Consider the following 18,707-nt stretch of genomic DNA (forward strand, 5'->3'; position numbering starts at 1 on the left):
CCAATTCTCCCAAATACAAGTCTCATTATACGATGCGCAACCGGTCTCAAGCCGAACCGCGGGATGCCGCTGCCGCCCCGCTCGGCGCGCCGCCCTCCGATCTTCCCACGCCGCTGCTCGGCGGCCTCTCGCCGGCGCAATTCATGCGCCGCTACTGGCAGAAGAAACCGCTGCTGATCCGCCAGGCGATCCCCGGCGTGAAGCCGCCCGTCACGCGCGACGCATTGTTCGAGCTGGCAGCCGACTATGACGCCGAATCGCGACTGATCACCCATTTTCGTAACAAGTGGCAACTGGCCCACGGTCCGTTCGAACCGGGCGCACTGCCCGCCGTTTCGCGCAAGGGCTGGTCCTTGCTCGTGCAAGGGCTCGACCTGCACGTCGACGCGGCGCGCGCGCTGCTCGACCGCTTCCGCTTCATCCCGGACGCACGCCTCGACGACCTGATGATTTCGTACGCGACCGATGGCGGCGGCGTCGGCCCGCACTTCGACTCGTACGACGTCTTCCTGCTGCAGGTCGAAGGCCGGCGCCGCTGGCGCATCGGCGCGCAGAAGGACCTGTCGCTGCAGCCAGGCGTCCCGCTGAAGATCCTCGAGCATTTCGAGCCGAGCGACGAATGGGTACTCGAGCCGGGCGACATGCTGTACCTGCCGCCGCACATCGCGCACGACGGCGTGGCCGAAGGCGAATGCATGACCTGCTCGATCGGCTTTCGGGCGCCATCCGCCGGCGAGCTGGGCGCGCAATTCCTGTACTACCTCGCGGAACGCGGCGGCCTGCGCGACGAGCGCGGCGACGCGCTTTATCGCGACCCGAAGCAGCCGGCGGTCGACACCCCTGCGCAACTGCCGCCGGCGATGGTCGAACGCGTCGCCGAGATCGTCGATGCGATCCGCTGGCGCAAGCGCGACATCGCCGAATTCCTCGGCTGCTACCTGAGCGAACCCAAATCGAACGTCGTATTCGAGCCGCCGGCGCGCCCGATGTCGGAGGCCGCGTTCGTCGCGCAGGCGTCGCGCCGAGGCATATATCTCGACAGACGGACCGCATTGATGTATAACGCGCGCTCGTACTTCGTGAATGGCGAGGAAGAACCACTCGAGCAGGCCAGCGAATGGCTGCCCGAATTGGCGAATCTGCGTCACATGGAGGCGAAACGGTTTGTAACACTATCCCGGGTTCCCTCAATGACAGCCTTGCTGCACGAGTGGTATTGTGCGGGCTGGATACGGGTCGGAAACCGGATTTAGTGAGTCGCCCCGTATGCCCGTGCAGATCAAATTCTGTATGGGAAAGACAACGTATTGACCCCGCATTTGTCGACGGTCGATAGGAAAGTGCATATAATTTCCGCCCAAGCCGTAGGGAAGATTCACGCTCTAGAAGTGCGTCTCCACCAGCGGCCCAGGTCGGTGTTGGAGCACATTACCGGTATTGTTTCGCGCTGTTGCTTACCTTTAACCATAAAAGGACGTGATCATGAAGAAATCCCTCCTCGTAGCTTCCCTGTTGGCTGCTGTTGCACTGGCTGCTTGCAACAAGAGCGCTGATCAAGCTGCTTCGTCGGCTGCTAGCGACGCATCGGCTGCTGCTTCGTCGGCTGCTTCGGCAGTCGCTAGCGCTGCGAGCGACGCTTCGGCAGCTGCTTCGTCGGCATCGGCTGCTGCGAGCGACGCTGCTGCTGCTGTGGCGTCGGCTGCTTCGGCAGCGACGGCTGCTCCGGCTTCGGGCGCAAGCCAGTAAGCCTCAGCATCAGCTGAAAAAAAACCGGCCCGAAGGGCCGGTTTTTTTACGTCCGTCGATTCTGTGGATCTGGGCGGACAGGTGGCCGGCGCGGACGCCTCCCAGCCGCCCTCCTGCGTGCGCTCAGCCGAGCGTCAGCCAGTCGAAGCCCGCGTCCTGCGTGGCCACGACCACATCCTCGCCGTCCGTCCCCAGCACGCCGGCCAACGCCTGGCGGGCCAGTTCGGGCCGGTTGTTCTGCTGGCTCAGGTGCGCCGCGACCAAGTGCTGGAGGCGGCTACGCTCCAGCGAGGCGAGGATGCCCGCGGCGGCGTCGTTGCTCAGGTGGCCATGGTTGCCGCCGATCCGCGCCTTCAGCGACTGCGGATAGCGGCTCCCTGCAAGCATCGCGGTATCGTGGTTGGATTCGAGCACCAGCGCGTCACAGCCGCTCAGAACGGCCGTGATATGCGGCGTGGCCATCCCGACGTCGGTCAGCACGCCGAGTCGGCGGCAACCGTCCATGAAGACGAACTGAAGCGGTTCCCGCGCATCGTGGGGCACCGTGTAGGGCATCACGGCCAGATCGCGAATCGCGGCCGTCTCGTCGCCCCACAACACGTGCAGGTCGACATCGGCTTCGTCCGCGCCCACCGCGCGCGCCGTGCCCCAGCTCATGTAGAGCGGCAGCGACCCGCGCCGTGCGAGCGTGAGCGCGCTGCCGACGTGGTCGCTGTGTTCGTGGGTGATGAGGATCGCATCGAGATCGTCGATGCAGAGATTCAGGCGGCCGAGGCGGCGCTCGACCTCCTTCGCGGAAAAACCGCAGTCGAGCAACACGCGGGTGGTCGTCGTGCCACTCGAGACCTCGACGACCAGCGCGTTGCCTTCGCTGCCGCTACCGAGGCTGGCGAAGCGCACGCGATCAGTTCAGCTGGGCGTGCAGCAGCGAAATGATCCGCTGCGCGTCCGACGAGTTATCGACATTGCCGTTCGCGTCGACCACCGCGACCTGCGTGCCGCCACTGCCCTGCGCGCGCACGTTGACCAGGTATTCCTTGCCCGGCTTGGCCGCCGACGGGCCGCCGTAGAACAGCTTGCCGAACAGCCCGTCGCGCTTGAGCTCTTCCATCGTGTTCGCGTAACGGACCGTGTACAGGCCCTTTTCGCGATCGCGATTGTCGACCGCGAAGTTGGTGCGGTCGAGCGCGAGACCGACGCGCAGCCACGCACGGTCGAACGATTCCGCCAGTTGCAGCGTCGCGGCGCCGCTGCTCGTATCGCTGACCTGCGCCGGCGCCGTCGCCGGGCGCGCATCGGTCAGCAGTTGCTTGGCCTGCGCATCGCTCAGGCCGAACTTCTGCATGAGTTTCGACAGGAACACGGCCTCGAGCACCGGGTTGCGCGGACGCTCCTCCCAGCGCGACGACGTGCCGCCCTGCGGGCCGACCATCATTTCCTCCATCGCGCTGTGCGTGATCGAGATGTCGGTGTTGCCGTCCGGCGTGCGGTTCACGAGCGTGCGGAAACGGTCGCGCGTGCCCGACGAGTACGCGAAGTCGATGACCTTGCCGATCGTGCGGCGGAACCAGTCGTCGGGAATGTTCGCGCGGTTCTCCGCCCAGTCGGTGGCCATGATGCCGGTCGACGGTGCGTCGGTCTTCAGCGAGAAGCCGTTCTCCTGCCAGAATTCCTTCAGGATCGGCCACAGCTGCTCGGGCGTGCGCCCGTCTACGACGAGCCAGCGGCGGTCGCCGTCGCGTTCGATGTGCATGCCGAGCGGATCCTGCGCGCTCGGGACGCCGTCGGTTGCGTTACCGGCCGCGGTCGTCGCCCGCGGCGGCAGCGTGCCGAGACCGGCGTTGCTCGGCGGCGCGACGAACTGCTGGGTCGTCGGCACCGGCTTCAGGTCGCTCGGCACCGCGAGCGGCGGCGCCGAACCCGTTTCCTTGTAGTTGACCCGGTCAGGGGCCAGATAATCGTTCAGCGTATCGCAGCCGGCGAGCGCGCCCAGCGCCAGCGCCACCACCGAAACCTGGATGGCGCGAGAGGAAAAGGCGAAACGTTTCATGAAATCCTTCGTCTTGCTAGAACGCTCGTCAGGAGCGGCGCCGGACGGAGCCGGCCGGTGCGGGTTGATGAGGAGTCGAGCCGGCGGCCGCAGGACGCGGCCGCCCGGGCATCAGAGGACGCCGGCCTCGACGAGGGCCGAACGCACGACATCGTGACAGCGCTCGTCGAGCGGCGTGAGCGGCAGGCGGATGCCGCCCTGCATCTTGCCCATCGCCTGCAGCGCCCACTTCACCGGAATCGGGTTCGCCTCGACGAACAGGTTCTTGTGCAGCGACAGCAGCTTCATGTGCAGTTCGCGCGCCGTTGCGACGTCGCCGGCCAGTGCCGCGCGGCACAGGTCGCTCATCGCGCGCGGCGCGACGTTCGCCGTCACCGAGATGTTGCCGTGGCCGCCGAGCAGCATCAGCGCGATCGCGGTCGGATCGTCGCCGCTGTAGATCGCGAAATGCTTCGGCGCGGCCTTGATCAGGTGCGCGGCGCGGTCGATGTTGCCGGTTGCGTCCTTCAAGCCGATGATGCCGGGCACCTGCGCGAGGCGCAGCGTCGTCTCGTGCGCCATGTCCGCGACCGTCCGGCCGGGCACGTTGTACAGGATCACGGGCAGGTCGACCGCCTCGGCGATCGTCTTGAAGTGCCGGTACATCCCTTCCTGCGTGGGCTTGTTGTAGTACGGCACGACCTGCAGCGTCGCGTCGGCGCCGACGGCCTTCGCGTGCTTCGTCAGCTCGATCGCCTCCGCGGTCGAATTGCCGCCCGCGCCCGCGATGATCGGGATGCGCTTCGCCGCATGCTCGACCGCCGTGCGGATCATCAGGATGTGCTCTTCGACGTTGAGCGTTGCCGACTCGCCGCTCGTGCCGACCACGACGAGTGCGTCGGTGCCTTCCGCGATGTGCCAGTCGATCAGTTTGCGAAACGCCGGCAGGTCGAGACTGCCGTCTTCGAGCATCGGGGTGACGATCGCGGGGATGCTGCCGCGGATTTGAATGCCGTCTTGGGTGCCGTTAGCCATGAAACGCGATTGATTGATGTACCGGTAAACGTTGAGATTGTAGCGGATTAGCCGGGCAGTTCGTAACGTGGAATTCCCGCCCCCGCCGTCGGGGTCGCGTGCTCGCGTACCGCGCAGATGCGCTGCACGAACGCTTCGCGCGGCGCGGCGACGAATCCGTCCTCGTACGCGACCACCCGCAGCGCGCCGCGCACCGCGCCCAGCAGCTCGCCCGGCGCGAGCAGGAATGCCGGATTGGACGGCTTGCCGACCGTTTCGTTTCCTTGCGCGAAGGTTTCGTAGATCAGCACGCCGCCTGGCGCCACCGCGTCGAGCAGTTGGGGCCAGAGCGGGCGATGCAGATAATGGGTGACGACCACCGCCGCGAACGACGCACCGGCCGGCAGCGGCCAAGGGGCACCCTCGAGATCGGCGTCACGCGCGTCGACGCCCGGAATGGCGCGCAATGCGGCCAGCGCCGCAGCATCGCGATCGAGCGCGACGACCGGATGCCCGCGCGATGCAAACCAGCGCGCATGGCGGCCGCCGCCCGCCGCGACGTCGAGCACCGCCCCACCGGCCGGGACGAGCGGCGACCAGCGGGCGACCCAGCGCGACGGTTCGGTCTGGGCGACGTGACCGCCCGCGGCGGCAATGACGGGTTCACGCATGCCGTCGGCTCAGGTGTACGACAGGCCCATCGCCTCGCGCACGTCGCGCATCGTCTCGACCGCGTGCTTGCGCGCCTTGTCGCAGCCGTCCGCGACGATCGCGCGCAGCAGCGACGGATCGTCCATGTACTTCTGCGCGCGCTCGAGCATCGGTTGCTGCTCGCGCAGAATCCCTTCGACGACCGGCTGCTTGCAGTCGAGGCAACCGATGCCTGCCGAGCGGCAGCCGCTCTGCACCCACTGGTGCGTCGTTTCGTCCGTGTAGACCTGGTGCAGCTGCCACACCGGGCACTTGTCGGGATCGCCCGGATCGGTGCGGCGCACGCGCGCCGGGTCGGTCGGCATCGTGCGGACCTTCTTCGTGATCGTCTCCGCGTCCTCGCGCAGGCCGATCGTGTTGCCGTACGACTTCGACATCTTCTGGCCGTCGAGGCCCGGCATCCGGGACGCTTCCGTCAACAGCGCCTGCGGCTCGACCAGGATGATCTTGCGCGCGCCTTCGAGATAGCCGAACAGGCGCTCGCGGTCGCTCATCGACAGGCTCTGCGACTCCTGCAGCATCGCGCGCGCCTGTTCGAGCGCCTCGTCGTCGCCTTCCTGCTGGTACGCATTGCGCAGCTCGTGATAAAGCTTCGCGCGCTTGCCGCCGAGCTTCTTCGCGGCTTCGAGCGCCTTCTCCTCGAAGCCCGGCTCGCGGCCGTACAGGTAGTTGAAGCGGCGCGCGATCTCGCGCGTCATCTCGACGTGCGGCACCTGGTCTTCGCCGACCGGCACGAGCGAGCCGCGATACAGGAGGATGTCGGCCGCCATCAGCACCGGGTAGCCGAGGAAGCCGTAGGTCGACAGGTCCTTGTCCTTCAGCTTCTCCATCTGCTCCTTGTAGGTCGGCACACGTTCGAGCCAGCCGAGCGGCGTGCTCATGCCGAGCAGCAGCGCGAGTTCCGCATGCTCGGGCACCTTGCTCTGGATGAACAGCGTCGCCTGCGCGGGATCGATGCCGGACGCGAGCCAGTCGATCAGCACGTCCCACACGTTCTTCTCGATGACCTCGGGCGTTTCGTAGTGCGTCGTCAGCGCATGCCAGTCGACCACGCAGAAGAAGCACGGGTACTCGGACTGCAGCTTCACCCAGTTTTTCAGCACGCCGTGGTAGTGGCCGAGGTGCAGCGACCCGGTGGGTCGCATGCCGGAGAAAATACGATCTGGGAACATGATTGTCGTTAGAAAAGCGAGGCGAAGGGAGACAGGATGGCGCTCAGCACGCCGGCCGCGGCGTTCACGAGCGGACGCAGCCAGAAATTCGTCAGCACGCCCGTCATGACCAGCACGAGGACGATGATGAAACCGTACGGCTCGATGCGCGACAGCGCGATCGATTGCTTCGGCGGCAGCAGCGCCGCCAGGATGCGGCCGCCGTCGAGCGGCGGCAGCGGAAACAGGTTCAGCACGCCGAGCACCAGGTTCGCGCTGACACCTGCGTAGGCCATCCGCGTGAAGAACGGTTCGTCGATGCCGGCAGCGGCCAGCACGATGGTGAGCACGCCCCAGATCAGCGCCTGCACGAAGTTGCAGGCCGGGCCGGCGAGCGATACCCAAAGGCTGCCCCAGCGCGGGTTGCGCAAATTGCCGAACGATACCGGCACCGGCTTCGCGTAGCCGAACAGGAACGCGCCGCCCGTCAGGAAATACATGGCGAGCGGGATCGCAATCGTGCCGAGCGGATCGATGTGGCGCATCGGATTGAACGACACGCGCCCCATCATGTAGGCGGTGTTGTCGCCGAGCAGGCGCGCGGCATAGCCGTGCGCGGCCTCGTGCAGCGTGATCGCGAAGATCACGGGCAGCGCGTAGACGGCAATGGTCTGTATCAGGGAAGCATCCATATCGCGTTATTGTAACAAGCGCACTCGCGCAAAAATGAATGGCGCTTACGCGGCCGAAAGGCCGAACGGTTCGAGTGCGCCGCGCCCCGCGCGCACGAGTTGCGGCTCGTCGCCCGTCAGGTCGATCACCGTCGACGGCTCGCGCGGACAAGCGCCGCCGTCGATCACGAGATCCACCTGCTTCTCGAGCCGCGCGCGAATCTCGTCGGGATCGTTGAGCGGCTCGTCGTCGGGCGGCAGGATCAGCGTCGTGCCGAGCAGCGGCTGGCCGAGCGATTCGAGCAGCGCGAGCGTGATCGCGTGATCGGGCACGCGCAACCCGATCGTCTTGCGCGAAGGGTGCGACAGCCGGCGCGGCACCTCCTTCGTCGCCTGCAGGATGAACACGTACGGGCCCGGCGTCACCGACTTGATCTGCCGGTACTGACGGTTGTCCACCATCGCGAAGTTGGCCAGTTCCGACAGGTCGCGCACGAGCAGCGACAGGTGCTGCTTCTCGTCGAGGCCACGGATGCGGCGCACGCGTTCGACCGCGTCCTTGTCGTCGAGGTGGCACGCGAGCGCGTAGCTCGAATCGGTGGGCATTGCGATCACACCGCCCTTGCTGACGATGTCCGCGGCCTGCTTGATCAGGCGCGGCTGCGGATTATCCGGATGAATCCTGAAGAACTGGGACATGGGGACACGTAAAGAGGGAGAAGTCGGATGCGCGCCTCGGCGGCAGCGCCGGCGGCGAGCGGCCGCGCTACGTCAGAGCCAGCGCTCCCAGAGCGGTTTCAGGTCGGACGGCAACGGCGGCAGGCTGCCGAGCTCGATACGGCCCTCGCCCGGCGCATGGAAATCCGAGCCGCACGATGCTTCGAAACCGAAGCGGCGCGCGACGTCCGCGTATTCGCGGTACTGGTCGGGCGTATGGCTGCCCGTGATGACCTCGATCGCGCGGCCGCCGAGATCGATGAATTCGCCGAAGAACGCATCGAATTCGACCGGTGTGTAGCGATAGCGGCCCGGATGCGCGACCACGGCCTCGCCGCCCGCCGCGCGAATCCATGTCACGGCGTCGGACAGCGTCGCCCAGCGGTGCGGCACGAACCCGGGCTTGCCGTCGCCGAGCAGGCGGTCGAACACGTCGGAGGTCGATTCCGCATGGCCGTTCTCGACCAGGAAGCGCGCGAAGTGAGTGCGCGAGATCAGGTCCGGATTCGATACGTACTTCAGCGCGCCTTCGTACGCGCCGGGAATGCCGAGCGTCTCGAGTTGCGCGGCAATCGCCCGCGCACGAGCGGCGCGGCCATGACGCGTGCGGTACAGACCGTCGACGAGCGTCGGGTTCGACGGATCGATGTTCAGCCCGACGATATGCACGGTGCGCGACGCCCACGTGACCGAAATCTCGACGCCGCTCAGGTAGCGCATCCCGAGCGCCTCCGCTTCGCTGCGTGCCGCCGCCTGACCGCCGATCTCGTCGTGGTCGGTCAGCGCCCACAGGGTCACGCCGCCGGCATGGGCGCGGCGCGCGACGTCGGCAGGCGACAGCAACCCGTCGGAAACATTCGAATGGCAGTGGAGATCAGCGTTCATTGTCGGCATGGCAGGTGAAGCTTCATTCTACTGCAATGCGGCAATTGCGCCGCCCGCCCGATCCGCCGCCCCGGCGCCGGCCTACGCGCAGAACGCCTCGATCAGCGCCGCGATCTGCTCCGGCTGGTCGTGATGAACCATGTGGCCGGCATCCTCGACGAGCTTCTCGCGCCAGTCGGCAAACGCGTCGAAGCGCGCCTTGAACTCCGGCAGCGGGATGTCGCCGGCGAGATACGCGAGCGTCGGCGAATTGACGGCCTCGACATGCAGCACCTTCGCGCGCACCTGCTTCCAGACCGCCATCACCTCGTCGAGCCGGTACAGCTGCGGGCCCGCCATCTTGTGCGCGGGGTCCGCCAGCAGGTGGTAGAGGCCGTCGTCGCCACGCTTCGACCAGTGCGCGGCGAGGAACGCGGCGCGGCGCGGATCGAGCCGCGGATTGGTCTTGATCAGCCGGGCGGCCACGTCGTCGAGCGACGCATACGGGCGCAGCACGGGCGGCTCGCGCAACTCGTCGAGCCAGCCGCGCAGCCGGCGCGGCGCCTGCTCGGCCCGCGCCGGGGCAAGCCCGAACCCTTCGAGGTCGACCACGCGCCGCACCCGCTCCGGGCGCGCGCCCGCGTACAGGCATACGACGTTCGCCCCCATGCTGTGCCCGACCAGATTGACTTCGCCGGTGGGCGCATAGTGATCGACGAGCGCATCGAGATCGCCCAGGTACTCGTGGAACCAGTAATGACCGCCGCCCTGCCGCGCGACCGGCCAGTCGGACAGGCCGAAGCCGCGCGCATCCGGCGCGATCACCTGCCAGTCGCCCGCGAGCGCGTCGACGACGAACTGGAACGATGCCGCGACGTCCATCCAGCCGTGCAGCATGAACAGCGTCGGCGCATCGGGCCGGCCCCAGCGCCGCACATGCAGCTTGACGCCGCGCACCGTGACGAAATCGGAAACAGAACTCGATGCACTCATTGAAGCCGCCAGAAAAAAGAATGGTCGTTCGATTATAACGATCGCGCTGCCGTTCCGGCGCCCGGCAGTCGAGGCCGCTCTCTAGCGATGGCGGGTGGAATCGGCACGCCGGGCTCCGCCGACATGCCGCCGCCCCGATGCGCGAGGCCTGCGCCGCGGCAGCCTCCGCCCGCGCGCTGCAAGCCCGCGGCGCCCTTCGGACGCCCTAACCCGCCGCCTTGCCGGGCGCCGCATCCTGCGCGGCGAGCTCGTCGAGCTCCGCCTGCTCGAATCCGGCGGTGCGACGCGCGTCGAAATTGAACGGGCCGCGCAACCGTGGCGCGTGATACTGCGCGGCGAGCTCGCGGTATGCCGGCACCGGATCGCGGCCGGCCTGGTCGCACAGATACCGGAACCAGCGGTTCCCGATCGCGACATGGCCGATCTCGTCGCGCAGGATCACGTCGAGGATCGCCGCGGACGCGCAGTCGCCCGCCTGGACGAGGCGCGCCCGGATCGGCGGCGATGCGTCGAGCCCGCGCGCCTCGAGCGTGCGCGGCACGAGAGCCATCCGCGCAAGCACATCGGCCTTGGTCCGCTCGCACATCTCCCACAGCCCGTTGTGCGCGGGAAAATCACCGTACGCATGCCCGAATTCGGCAAGCCGCTCCGACAGCAGCATGAAGTGATGGGCCTCCTCGGCCGCGACCTTCAGCCAGTCCGCATAGAATGCGTCGGGCATCGCGGCGAAGCGCCACACGGCGTCGAGCGCGAGGTTGATCGCGTTGAATTCGATATGCGCGAGCGCGTGCAGCAGCACTGCGCGCCCCTCGGGCGAGCGCATGCTGCGCCGCTCGAGCTGGCGCGGCTCGACGAGCGGCGGGCGCGCCGGACGGCCCGGCAAGTCGGCCGGTTCGTCCAGATCGAGCGTCGGCGCGATCGCGGCCTGCCCGGCCAGCAGCGCGTGATGCAGCGCGCGGACGCGCGCGGCTTTCGCGGCCGGCTCGGACATCCGCAGCGCGTCGAGCGCGCCGCTGCGCACGCAGTGCGGCGCAGCCATCAAGGAAGAAGGCTCCATGTTCATCGAAACGGGGGCACCGTCCGCGCGCATCGCGAGAGCGCATGCACGCGACGGTTTACAATATGCGTTTGTGCCGTCACGCAATGCGCCCGGCACGCCAGACGCGCCATTCTACCTGCGCCCATCATCGAAGAGACCAGGAGACTCCGTGACGATCTACAAACTGGGCGAAACGGCCCCGACGATCCACGAAAGCGTATTCGTCGCCGACACGGCGGCCATCATCGGCAAGGTCGTGCTCGAGGAAAACGCGAGCGTATGGTTCGGCGCGACGATTCGCGGCGACAACGAGACGATCACGGTCGGTGCCGGCAGCAACGTCCAGGAGGGCGCAGTCTTGCATACTGACCCCGGCTTTCCTCTGACGATTGCCGAAAACGTGACGATCGGGCATCAGGCGATGCTGCACGGGTGCACGATCGGCGAAGGTTCGCTGATCGGGATTCAGGCGGTGGTCTTGAATGGAGCGGTGATCGGCCGCAACTGTCTGGTTGGTGCGGGCGCGGTCGTGACGGAAGGCAAGACGTTCCCGGACAATTCGCTGATTCTCGGCGCCCCGGCGAAAGTCGTGCGCGAGCTGTCGGCAGACGACATCGCGCGGCTGCGCGCAAATGCGAAGACGTACGTCGAACGACGCGCGCATTTCAAGGAGCAACTCGTGCGGATCGGCTGATTCGCGCGGATTTCAAGGAACAAGAGTGAGCGACCAGTTACAGAAATTCATGTTCAATTCGGCACCCGTGCGCGGCGAAATCGTGTCGCTGCGCAACACGTGGCACGAGGTGCTTTCCCGCCGTGACTATCCTGCCCCGGTGCGCACGGTGCTCGGCGAGATGATGGCCGCGTGCGCGCTGCTGTCCGCGAACCTGAAATTTCACGGCACCCTGATCATGCAGATCTTCGGCGACGGGCCGGTCCAGATGCTGGTCGTCCAGTGCAGCTCGGACCTGTCGATGCGCGCGACGGCCAAGTTCGCCGGCGACGCCGCGCAGACGATCGGCGACGACATGCAATTCGCGTCGCTCGTCAACGCGAGCGGCCACGGCCGCTGCGTGATCACGCTCGACCCGGCCGAGAAGTTGCCGGGCCAGCAGCCTTATCAGGGCATCGTGCCGCTGAACGGCATCGACGGTCCGCTCGAATCGGTGTCGCAAGTGCTCGAGCATTACATGCACCACTCGGAGCAGCTCGACACGCGGCTGTGGCTCGCGGCCGATCGCGACCGCGCGGTCGGCATGCTGCTGCAGAAACTGCCGGGCGACGGCGGCATCGTGCCGCGCAACGCCGAGACCGACGCCGACACGTGGGAGCGCGTCTGCACGCTTGGCGGCACGCTGTCCGCGAAGGAACTGCTCGAGGTCGAACCGGAAGTCGTGTTCCGCCGGCTCTTCTGGCAGGAAAACGTGCAGCACTTCGACCCGGCCGGCACGCGCTTCCAGTGTTCGTGCTCGCGCGAGAAGGTCGGCGCGATGCTGCGCATGCTCGGTCGCGAGGAAGTCGACAGCGTGATCGTCGAGCGCGGTCACGTCGAGATCCATTGCGAGTTCTGCAATCAGCGCTACGAGTTCGATCCGGTCGACGTTGCGCAACTGTTCGCCGCGCCGGAGCTCGCGGCCGGCATCACGCCCGCGACCGACCAGCGCCACTGAGGCGCGGCGCGCCCGTGCTCGTCATGCGCGCGCGGGCGCATAATGACGCACGAGCGTCGCGCGCACGGCCCGGCGCCGGAGGTCACGCCTTCGGCGCGAGCCGCTTTCCGCTGTCGGCGCGCTGCTGGAGAAACACATGAATCGCCCGTTTCGCACCTTCGTCCTGACCAGTGCCGCAGCCGGCACGCTGGCCCTCGCCGGCTGCGCGGTGCAGCCGCCTTCGTCGACGATCCTGAGCCGCCTGCCCGAACCGGGCGCATCGGGCGGCCAGCCGCCCGCACTGTCGAGTGCGGAGCGCAAACGCTACGACGAAATCGACCGGCAGGTGCTACGCGAGCAGAACGATGCGATGGCCGCCGAAGCCGCCGCGCGCGCGTGGTCGTACTACTCGCCGCCCCCCGTGACGGTCTACGGCGGCTATTACGGCGGCGGCTGGGGAAACCGGTGGGGCACCGGGATCGGCTATGGCTACGGGTATCCGGGCTGGTGGTGGTGATGCGCGATCGCATCGACTGGCCCGACCGGCTCGATTGACGACCGACAGGAAATAAAAAAGCGCGGTATTTCCCGCGCTTTTTCAATGGTTCGGACTCCCGCGCTCAGTGATGCGCGGCCTTGCCCTTCTCGCCGCCATGATGCCGCGACGGCTTCGCGATCGATTGCGGGTTCGGCACGACACGCACGGGCGCCGCGGACACCGTACCGCGTGTCGACGTGCTCGAAGGCGTGTTGTTCAGCGGCGCGGCCGGCGCATTCGGCGACACGAACTGCACGAATACCTCGCCGTCCTTCACCATGCCCATCTCGTAGCGCGCACGCTCCTCGATCGCCGCGGTACCGGTCTGCAGATCCTGCACTTCGCCCGCGATCCGTTCATTGCGCAGCTTCTCGTCCGCATTCTTCTGCAGTTGGTCGCCGAGCTGCTGGCGCAATTCGTGCACCCGCAACCAGCCGCCGTGTCCCCACCATAGGGGGTACTGAATGAGCGCCAGCAACGCAATCAGGACGACAGTGACAAGCCGCATGTAGGAGACGCAGATATAAGAAGCGCCGCTCCGCGCGACATGCACAGAGCGGCGTCGAGATGACGAACCCGATAGTAGCGCGTTAGCGCAGGTTATAGAAAGCCGATTTGCCCGGGTAGCTCGCGATATCGCCGAGGTCTTCCTCGATGCGCAGCAGCTGGTTGTACTTCGAGATGCGATCGCTGCGCGACAGCGAACCCGTCTTGATCTGACCGGCGTTCAGGCCGACCGCGATGTCCGCGATCGTCGAATCTTCGGTTTCGCCCGAGCGGTGCGAGATCACGGCCGTGTAGCCGGCGCGCTTCGCCATTTCGATTGCCGCGAACGTTTCGGTCAGCGTACCGATCTGGTTGATCTTGATGAGGATCGAGTTCGCGATGCCCTTCTCGATGCCTTCCTTCAGGATGCGTGTGTTCGTGACGAACAGGTCGTCGCCGACGAGCTGAACCTTCTTGCCGAGGCGCTCGGTCAGCAGCTTCCAGCCGTCCCAGTCGCCTTCATGCATGCCGTCCTCGATCGACACGATCGGGAACTTGTCGGCGAGCGTCGCGAGGTAGTCGGTGAATTCGGCCGACGACAGTTGCAGACCTTCGCCCGCGAGCTGGTACTTGCCGTCGTGGTAGAACTCGGATGCCGCGCAGTCGAGCGCGAGCAGCACGTCTTCGCCCGCGCGGTAGCCGGCCTTCTCGATCGCCTGCAGGATCGTCGACAGGCACTCGTCGTTGCTGCCGAAGTTCGGCGCGAAGCCGCCTTCGTCGCCGACTGCCGTGCTCATGCCGCGGTCGCTCAGGATCTTCTTCAGTGCGTGGAACACTTCCGCGCCGCAACGCAGGGCTTCACGGAACGTCGGCTGGCTCACCGGGACGATCATGAATTCCTGGATGTCGAGGCTGTTGTTCGCGTGCGCGCCGCCGTTGACGATGTTCATCATCGGAACCGGCAACTGCATCGCGCCCGAGCCGCCGAAGTAGCGGTACAGCGGCAGGCCGGCTTCTTCAGCCGCTGCCTTCGCGACGGCCATCGATACGGCCAGCATCGCGTTCGCGCCGAGGCGCGACTTGTTGTCGGTGCCGTCCAGCTCGAGCAGCGTCTTGTCGAGGAACGCCTGTTCCGACGCGTCGAGGCCCATGATGGCTTCGGAGATTTCGGTGTTGATGTGCTCGACGGCCTTCAGCACGCCCTTGCCGTTGTAGCGGCCGGCTTCGCCGTCGCGCAGCTCGATCGCTTCACGCGAGCCGGTCGACGCGCCCGACGGCACCGCCGCGCGGCCCATCGTGCCCGATTCGAGCAGCACGTCGCATTCGACCGTGGGGTTGCCGCGCGAATCCAGAATCTCGCGTCCGATGATATCTACGATTGCACTCATGGGTTTCCTCTGAGAATGACGATGGATTCTTCAAACTGCGACGGCACGCGCACCGAAACTGCCTACGCTACTGACGCGCGAAGCCGCCGCAAGGTTCATTCGGTCTTTAGTTGAAATCGTTTTCCAGGAACGGATTGCGCTTCACCGCCTGGTCGAGCGTGACGAGCGTCTCCAGCAGCGCGCCCATCCGGTTCAGCGGCACCGCGTTCGGGCCGTCCGACTTCGCTTCGGCCGGATTCGGATGCGTTTCCATGAACAGGCCCGCAACACCCGTCGCCACCGCGGCACGCGCGAGCACCGGCACGAACTCGCGCTGGCCGCCCGAGCTCGTGCCCTGCCCGCCCGGCAACTGCACCGAGTGCGTCGCGTCGAACACGACCGGTGCGCCCGTCTCGCGCATGATCGCGAGCGAACGCATGTCGGACACGAGGTTGTTGTAGCCGAACGAGACGCCGCGCTCGCATGCCATGAAGCGGTCTTCCGACAGACCGGCTTCACGCGCCGCGTCGCGCGCCTTGTCGATCACGTTCTTCATGTCGTGCGGCGCGAGGAACTGGCCCTTCTTGATGTTGACGGGCTTGCCCGAGCGCGCGCACGCATGGATGAAGTCGGTCTGGCGGCACAGGAACGCGGGCGTCTGCAGCACGTCGACGACCGACGCGACCTGCTCGATCTCGTCGATCGAGTGCACGTCGGTCAGCACCGGCAGGCCGAGCTGGCGCTTCACCTCGCCGAGGATCCGCAGCCCCTCGTCCATTCCGAGGCCGCGAAACGACTTGCCCGAGCTGCGATTCGCCTTGTCGTAGGACGACTTGTAAATGAACGGAACGTTCAGCTTCTCGCAGATTTCCTTCAGGCGGCCCGCCGTGTCGATCGTCATTTGCTCCGACTCGACGACGCAGGTACCCGCGATCAGGAAGAAAGGCTGGTCGAGACCGACCTCGAAATCGCACAGCTTCATGCTTGCACTCCACGCGCCTGCTTGTTGGCGAGCGCGGCTTCGACGAACGACTTGAAGAGGGGATGACCGTCACGCGGCGTGGACGTGAATTCCGGGTGGAACTGGACGCCGACGAACCACGGGTGCATCGAACGCGGCAGCTCCATCATTTCCGGCAGATCCTCGCTCGGGGTACGGGCGCTGATGATAAGGCCGCCGGCTTCGAGCTGGGGCACGAAGCGGTTATTGACTTCATAACGGTGGCGATGGCGCTCGTTCACGTCCTTGCCATAGATCTCTTCGGCCATCGTGCCGGGCTTGATCGGGCAACGTTGCGAGCCGAGGCGCATCGTGCCGCCGAGATCGGATTCCTCGGTGCGCGTTTCGACCTTGCCTTCGCGGTCGTACCACTCGGTGATCAGCGCGACCACGCGTTCCGGCGTGTCCGGATCGAATTCCGTGCTGTTCGCCTGCTTCAGGCCGACGACGTCGCGTGCGAATTCGATCACCGCGAGCTGCATGCCCAGGCAGATGCCGAGGTACGGGACCTTCGACTCGCGCGCATAGCGGATCGCGGCGATCTTGCCTTCCGTGCCGCGGCGGCCGAAACCGCCCGGCACCAGCACGGCGTCGAGATGCTTCAGGCTGTCGACACCGTTCGTCTCGATCTCTTCCGAGTCGATGTACTCGATGTTGACCTTGGTCGACGTGTGCAGCGATGCGTGGCGCAGCGCCTCGATCAGCGACTTGTACGACTCGGTCAGGTCGACATACTTGCCGACCATGCCGATCGTGACTTCGTGCTTCGGGTTTTCCAGCTTCTCGACGAGCGTCGACCACATGCTCAGGTCGGCGTCCTTCGGCGACAGCTTCAGTTCCTCGCAGATGATCCGGTCGAGGCCCTGGTCGTGCAGCATCTGCGGAATCTTGTAGATGCTGTCGGCGTCCCACACCGAGATCACGGCGTCTTCCGGCACGTTCGAGAACATCGAGATCTTCTTCGATTCGTCGTCGGGGATGCGGCGATCCGCGCGGCACAGCAGCACGTGCGGCAGGATGCCGATCTCGCGCAGCTTCTGCACGCTGTGCTGGGTCGGCTTCGTCTTCAGCTCGCCGGCCGTCGCGACGTACGGCACGAGCGTCAGGTGCACGAAGCACGCGCTGTTGCGGCCGAGGCGCAGGCTCATCTGGCGCGCGGCCTCGAGGAACGGCAGCGATTCGATGTCGCCGACCGTGCCGCCGATCTCGACGATCGCGACGTCGGGCTCGCCGCAGGTGGCCGATGCCGCCCCGCGCTCGATGAACGCCTGGATTTCGTTCGTGATGTGCGGGATCACCTGCACGGTCTTGCCGAGATAGTCGCCGCGGCGTTCCTTGCGGATCACCGATTCGTAGATCTGGCCGGTCGTGAAGTTGTTGGCCTTGCGCATCTTGGTGCTGATGAAGCGCTCATAGTGGCCGAGGTCGAGGTCGGTCTCCGCTCCGTCTTCCGTCACGAACACTTCGCCGTGCTGGAACGGGCTCATCGTGCCGGGGTCGACGTTGATGTAGGGATCGAGTTTGAGGAGGGTGACTTTCAGACCGCGCGATTCGAGGATCGCGGCGAGGGAGGCGGCGGCAATACCCTTGCCGAGGGAAGAAACTACGCCGCCGGTGACGAAAACATATTTGGTCATCGCTGAATGCTCGCGGGAAAAACGGATTATACCGTAAAGCCCGCCCTTCTCTCAGCAATTGACGCGATGATCCCGCCCTTTCGTGCTGTGCCGCGCCAGCCGTGCGCGCCGGGGCGAAGCGGCCGGCCGGTCGGCGCGACCGCGCACGCCGGCGCGGCGCACCGGACCGGTGCCTCAGGCGCTTTTCGCGAGCGCCGCGCTGTCGCGCGGCACGCCGCCCTCCGCCGCTCTCAGCGAATTCAGCATCCGCTGCAATGCGCGGGCCGTCTCGATCGGCCGCTCCATCGGGAACAGATGACTGCCTTCGAGCCATTCGATGCGCCCGCGCGCCGCGCGACGCGTCGCATCGAGCCCGACCTGCCGCACCTCGCGCGAGCGCGCGCCGGCAAGAAAGCCGAGCGGCACGGGCGCGCCGTGCGCGAGCCGCGGACCGAGCGTATGCGGGAGTGTCCGGTAGATCAGGTATTCGACCTGCCGGTCGAACGCGAGTACGCGTTCGCCGTCGGCGCCCACCTGCGGAATGCCGTAGTCGATGTAGTCGGACAGCATCCGCTCGTCCCAGCGCGCGAATGCGGGTTTCTCGTGGAAGTGCCGCCAGGCCTCGTCGCGGCTCGCCCAGCGCGTACGCCGCTTGCGCGTCGCGGCCGCCGGCGACAGCCGCTCGTCGAGCCCCGCCCATTGGCTCGCGCGCAATGCGCCGGCGCGCCATCCCGCGATGATCGGCGAATCGATCATCACCACGCCGCGCACCCAGTGCGGCTTCTTCAGAGCGGCCATCAGCGACAGGTAGCCGCCGAGCGAATGGCCGACGAGCCAGACCGGGCGCTCGTAGCGGCTGCCGATGTCGTCGAGCAGTTGCTCGACGAGATGCGGCCAGTCACGCGTCACCGGGTAGCGGCGATCGTGGCCGATGCGCTCGATGTAGCGCAGCTCGTAGTCGTCTGCCAGCTCGGCGAAGATCGTCCGGTACGTCGATGCCGGAAAACCGTTCGCATGCGAGAAATGGAGGATGTCCTTCAAACGCCGATGTCTCCTTTGTCGACTGGAGTTGGCGCTTTAGCGCTTACTCCAGTCCCATGCTTCGCGGTCGACTGG

Annotated in this window: 21 protein-coding genes; 5 read left to right on the top strand and 16 right to left on the bottom strand. The window is 66.5% G+C overall.

Annotated elements, in window-relative coordinates:
• Positions 1–32: 32 nt before the first annotated feature.
• Complete coding sequence (locus tag WS51_RS20825) at positions 33–1,253, top strand: cupin domain-containing protein (protein ID WP_059503461.1); 1,221 nt, start codon at positions 33–35, stop codon at positions 1,251–1,253.
• Between the two features lie 54 nt (positions 1,254–1,307).
• Positions 1,308–1,553: a hypothetical protein gene (locus tag WS51_RS33205; protein ID WP_011657350.1), complete on the top strand. Its 246-nt coding sequence runs from the start codon at positions 1,308–1,310 to the stop codon at positions 1,551–1,553.
• A gap of 65 nt (positions 1,554–1,618) precedes the next feature.
• Here the strand turns inward: WS51_RS33205 and WS51_RS32590 are convergent, their stop codons facing one another.
• The 11 genes from WS51_RS32590 to WS51_RS20875 form a co-directional block, all read right to left on the bottom strand.
• Positions 1,619–1,756, bottom strand: coding sequence for a hypothetical protein (locus WS51_RS32590; protein ID WP_167357976.1), 138 nt, complete (start codon positions 1,754–1,756; stop codon positions 1,619–1,621).
• Positions 1,757–1,869: 113 nt separating this feature from the next.
• The gene (locus tag WS51_RS20830; RefSeq protein ID WP_059503463.1) at positions 1,870–2,646 is read right to left on the bottom strand and encodes an MBL fold metallo-hydrolase; all 777 of its coding nucleotides are present in this window, start codon (positions 2,644–2,646) and stop codon (positions 1,870–1,872) included.
• Positions 2,647–2,650: 4 nt separating this feature from the next.
• Entirely contained in the window at positions 2,651–3,796 is a 1,146-nt protein-coding gene (gene bamC / locus WS51_RS20835; RefSeq protein ID WP_059503465.1) for an outer membrane protein assembly factor BamC, read from the bottom strand.
• A gap of 111 nt (positions 3,797–3,907) precedes the next feature.
• Positions 3,908–4,810: a 4-hydroxy-tetrahydrodipicolinate synthase gene (gene dapA / locus WS51_RS20840; RefSeq protein WP_059450432.1), complete on the bottom strand. Its 903-nt coding sequence runs from the start codon at positions 4,808–4,810 to the stop codon at positions 3,908–3,910.
• A 47-nt stretch (positions 4,811–4,857) separates the two neighbouring features.
• Positions 4,858–5,460 (bottom strand): class I SAM-dependent methyltransferase, encoded by a 603-nt coding sequence (locus WS51_RS20845; protein WP_069229726.1) that lies wholly within the window; start codon positions 5,458–5,460, stop codon positions 4,858–4,860.
• A 9-nt stretch (positions 5,461–5,469) separates the two neighbouring features.
• Positions 5,470–6,672, bottom strand: a complete 1,203-nt coding sequence (locus WS51_RS20850; RefSeq protein ID WP_059450434.1) for a tryptophan--tRNA ligase — start codon at positions 6,670–6,672, stop codon at positions 5,470–5,472.
• 8 nt (positions 6,673–6,680) lie between these two features.
• Complete coding sequence (locus WS51_RS20855; protein WP_059450435.1) at positions 6,681–7,343, bottom strand: site-2 protease family protein; 663 nt, start codon at positions 7,341–7,343, stop codon at positions 6,681–6,683.
• A 45-nt stretch (positions 7,344–7,388) separates the two neighbouring features.
• Positions 7,389–8,021 (bottom strand): L-threonylcarbamoyladenylate synthase, encoded by a 633-nt coding sequence (locus tag WS51_RS20860; protein WP_059450436.1) that lies wholly within the window; start codon positions 8,019–8,021, stop codon positions 7,389–7,391.
• A gap of 72 nt (positions 8,022–8,093) precedes the next feature.
• Positions 8,094–8,924: a 3',5'-nucleoside bisphosphate phosphatase gene (locus WS51_RS20865; RefSeq protein ID WP_059450437.1), complete on the bottom strand. Its 831-nt coding sequence runs from the start codon at positions 8,922–8,924 to the stop codon at positions 8,094–8,096.
• 81 nt (positions 8,925–9,005) lie between these two features.
• Positions 9,006–9,896: an alpha/beta fold hydrolase gene (locus tag WS51_RS20870; protein ID WP_059545801.1), complete on the bottom strand. Its 891-nt coding sequence runs from the start codon at positions 9,894–9,896 to the stop codon at positions 9,006–9,008.
• Positions 9,897–10,101: 205 nt separating this feature from the next.
• Positions 10,102–10,959, bottom strand: coding sequence for a ferritin-like domain-containing protein (locus WS51_RS20875; RefSeq protein WP_069229727.1), 858 nt, complete (start codon positions 10,957–10,959; stop codon positions 10,102–10,104).
• 145 nt (positions 10,960–11,104) lie between these two features.
• Between WS51_RS20875 and WS51_RS20880 the strand changes: the two genes are divergently transcribed.
• The 3 genes from WS51_RS20880 (at position 11,105) to WS51_RS20890 (ending at position 13,101) form a co-directional block, all read left to right on the top strand.
• Complete coding sequence (locus WS51_RS20880) at positions 11,105–11,629, top strand: gamma carbonic anhydrase family protein (protein WP_059450440.1); 525 nt, start codon at positions 11,105–11,107, stop codon at positions 11,627–11,629.
• Positions 11,630–11,654: 25 nt separating this feature from the next.
• On the top strand, positions 11,655–12,605 hold the full coding sequence (gene hslO / locus WS51_RS20885) for an Hsp33 family molecular chaperone HslO (RefSeq protein WP_069229728.1): 951 nt from the start codon (positions 11,655–11,657) through the stop codon (positions 12,603–12,605).
• A 136-nt stretch (positions 12,606–12,741) separates the two neighbouring features.
• Positions 12,742–13,101, top strand: a complete 360-nt coding sequence (locus WS51_RS20890) for a hypothetical protein (protein WP_069229729.1) — start codon at positions 12,742–12,744, stop codon at positions 13,099–13,101.
• A gap of 103 nt (positions 13,102–13,204) precedes the next feature.
• On the opposite strand, the gene ftsB is transcribed toward WS51_RS20890, so the two are convergent.
• From ftsB to WS51_RS20915, 5 genes are all read right to left on the bottom strand, one after another.
• Positions 13,205–13,630, bottom strand: coding sequence for a cell division protein FtsB (gene ftsB, locus WS51_RS20895; protein WP_069229730.1), 426 nt, complete (start codon positions 13,628–13,630; stop codon positions 13,205–13,207).
• 82 nt (positions 13,631–13,712) lie between these two features.
• On the bottom strand, positions 13,713–14,996 hold the full coding sequence (eno, locus tag WS51_RS20900; protein WP_011885396.1) for a phosphopyruvate hydratase: 1,284 nt from the start codon (positions 14,994–14,996) through the stop codon (positions 13,713–13,715).
• Between the two features lie 106 nt (positions 14,997–15,102).
• The gene (kdsA, locus tag WS51_RS20905; protein WP_040144558.1) at positions 15,103–15,957 is read right to left on the bottom strand and encodes a 3-deoxy-8-phosphooctulonate synthase; all 855 of its coding nucleotides are present in this window, start codon (positions 15,955–15,957) and stop codon (positions 15,103–15,105) included.
• Positions 15,954–17,612 (bottom strand): CTP synthase, encoded by a 1,659-nt coding sequence (locus WS51_RS20910; RefSeq protein ID WP_059503475.1) that lies wholly within the window; start codon positions 17,610–17,612, stop codon positions 15,954–15,956. Before WS51_RS20910 ends, kdsA begins: the two co-directional genes overlap by 4 nt.
• A gap of 174 nt (positions 17,613–17,786) precedes the next feature.
• The gene (locus WS51_RS20915) at positions 17,787–18,632 is read right to left on the bottom strand and encodes an alpha/beta fold hydrolase (protein ID WP_069229731.1); all 846 of its coding nucleotides are present in this window, start codon (positions 18,630–18,632) and stop codon (positions 17,787–17,789) included.
• Between the last annotated feature and the right edge of the window lie 75 nt (positions 18,633–18,707).

Source organism: Burkholderia territorii (assembly GCF_001718335.1).
In the GTDB taxonomy this organism is placed as follows: Bacteria; Pseudomonadota; Gammaproteobacteria; order Burkholderiales; family Burkholderiaceae; genus Burkholderia; species Burkholderia territorii.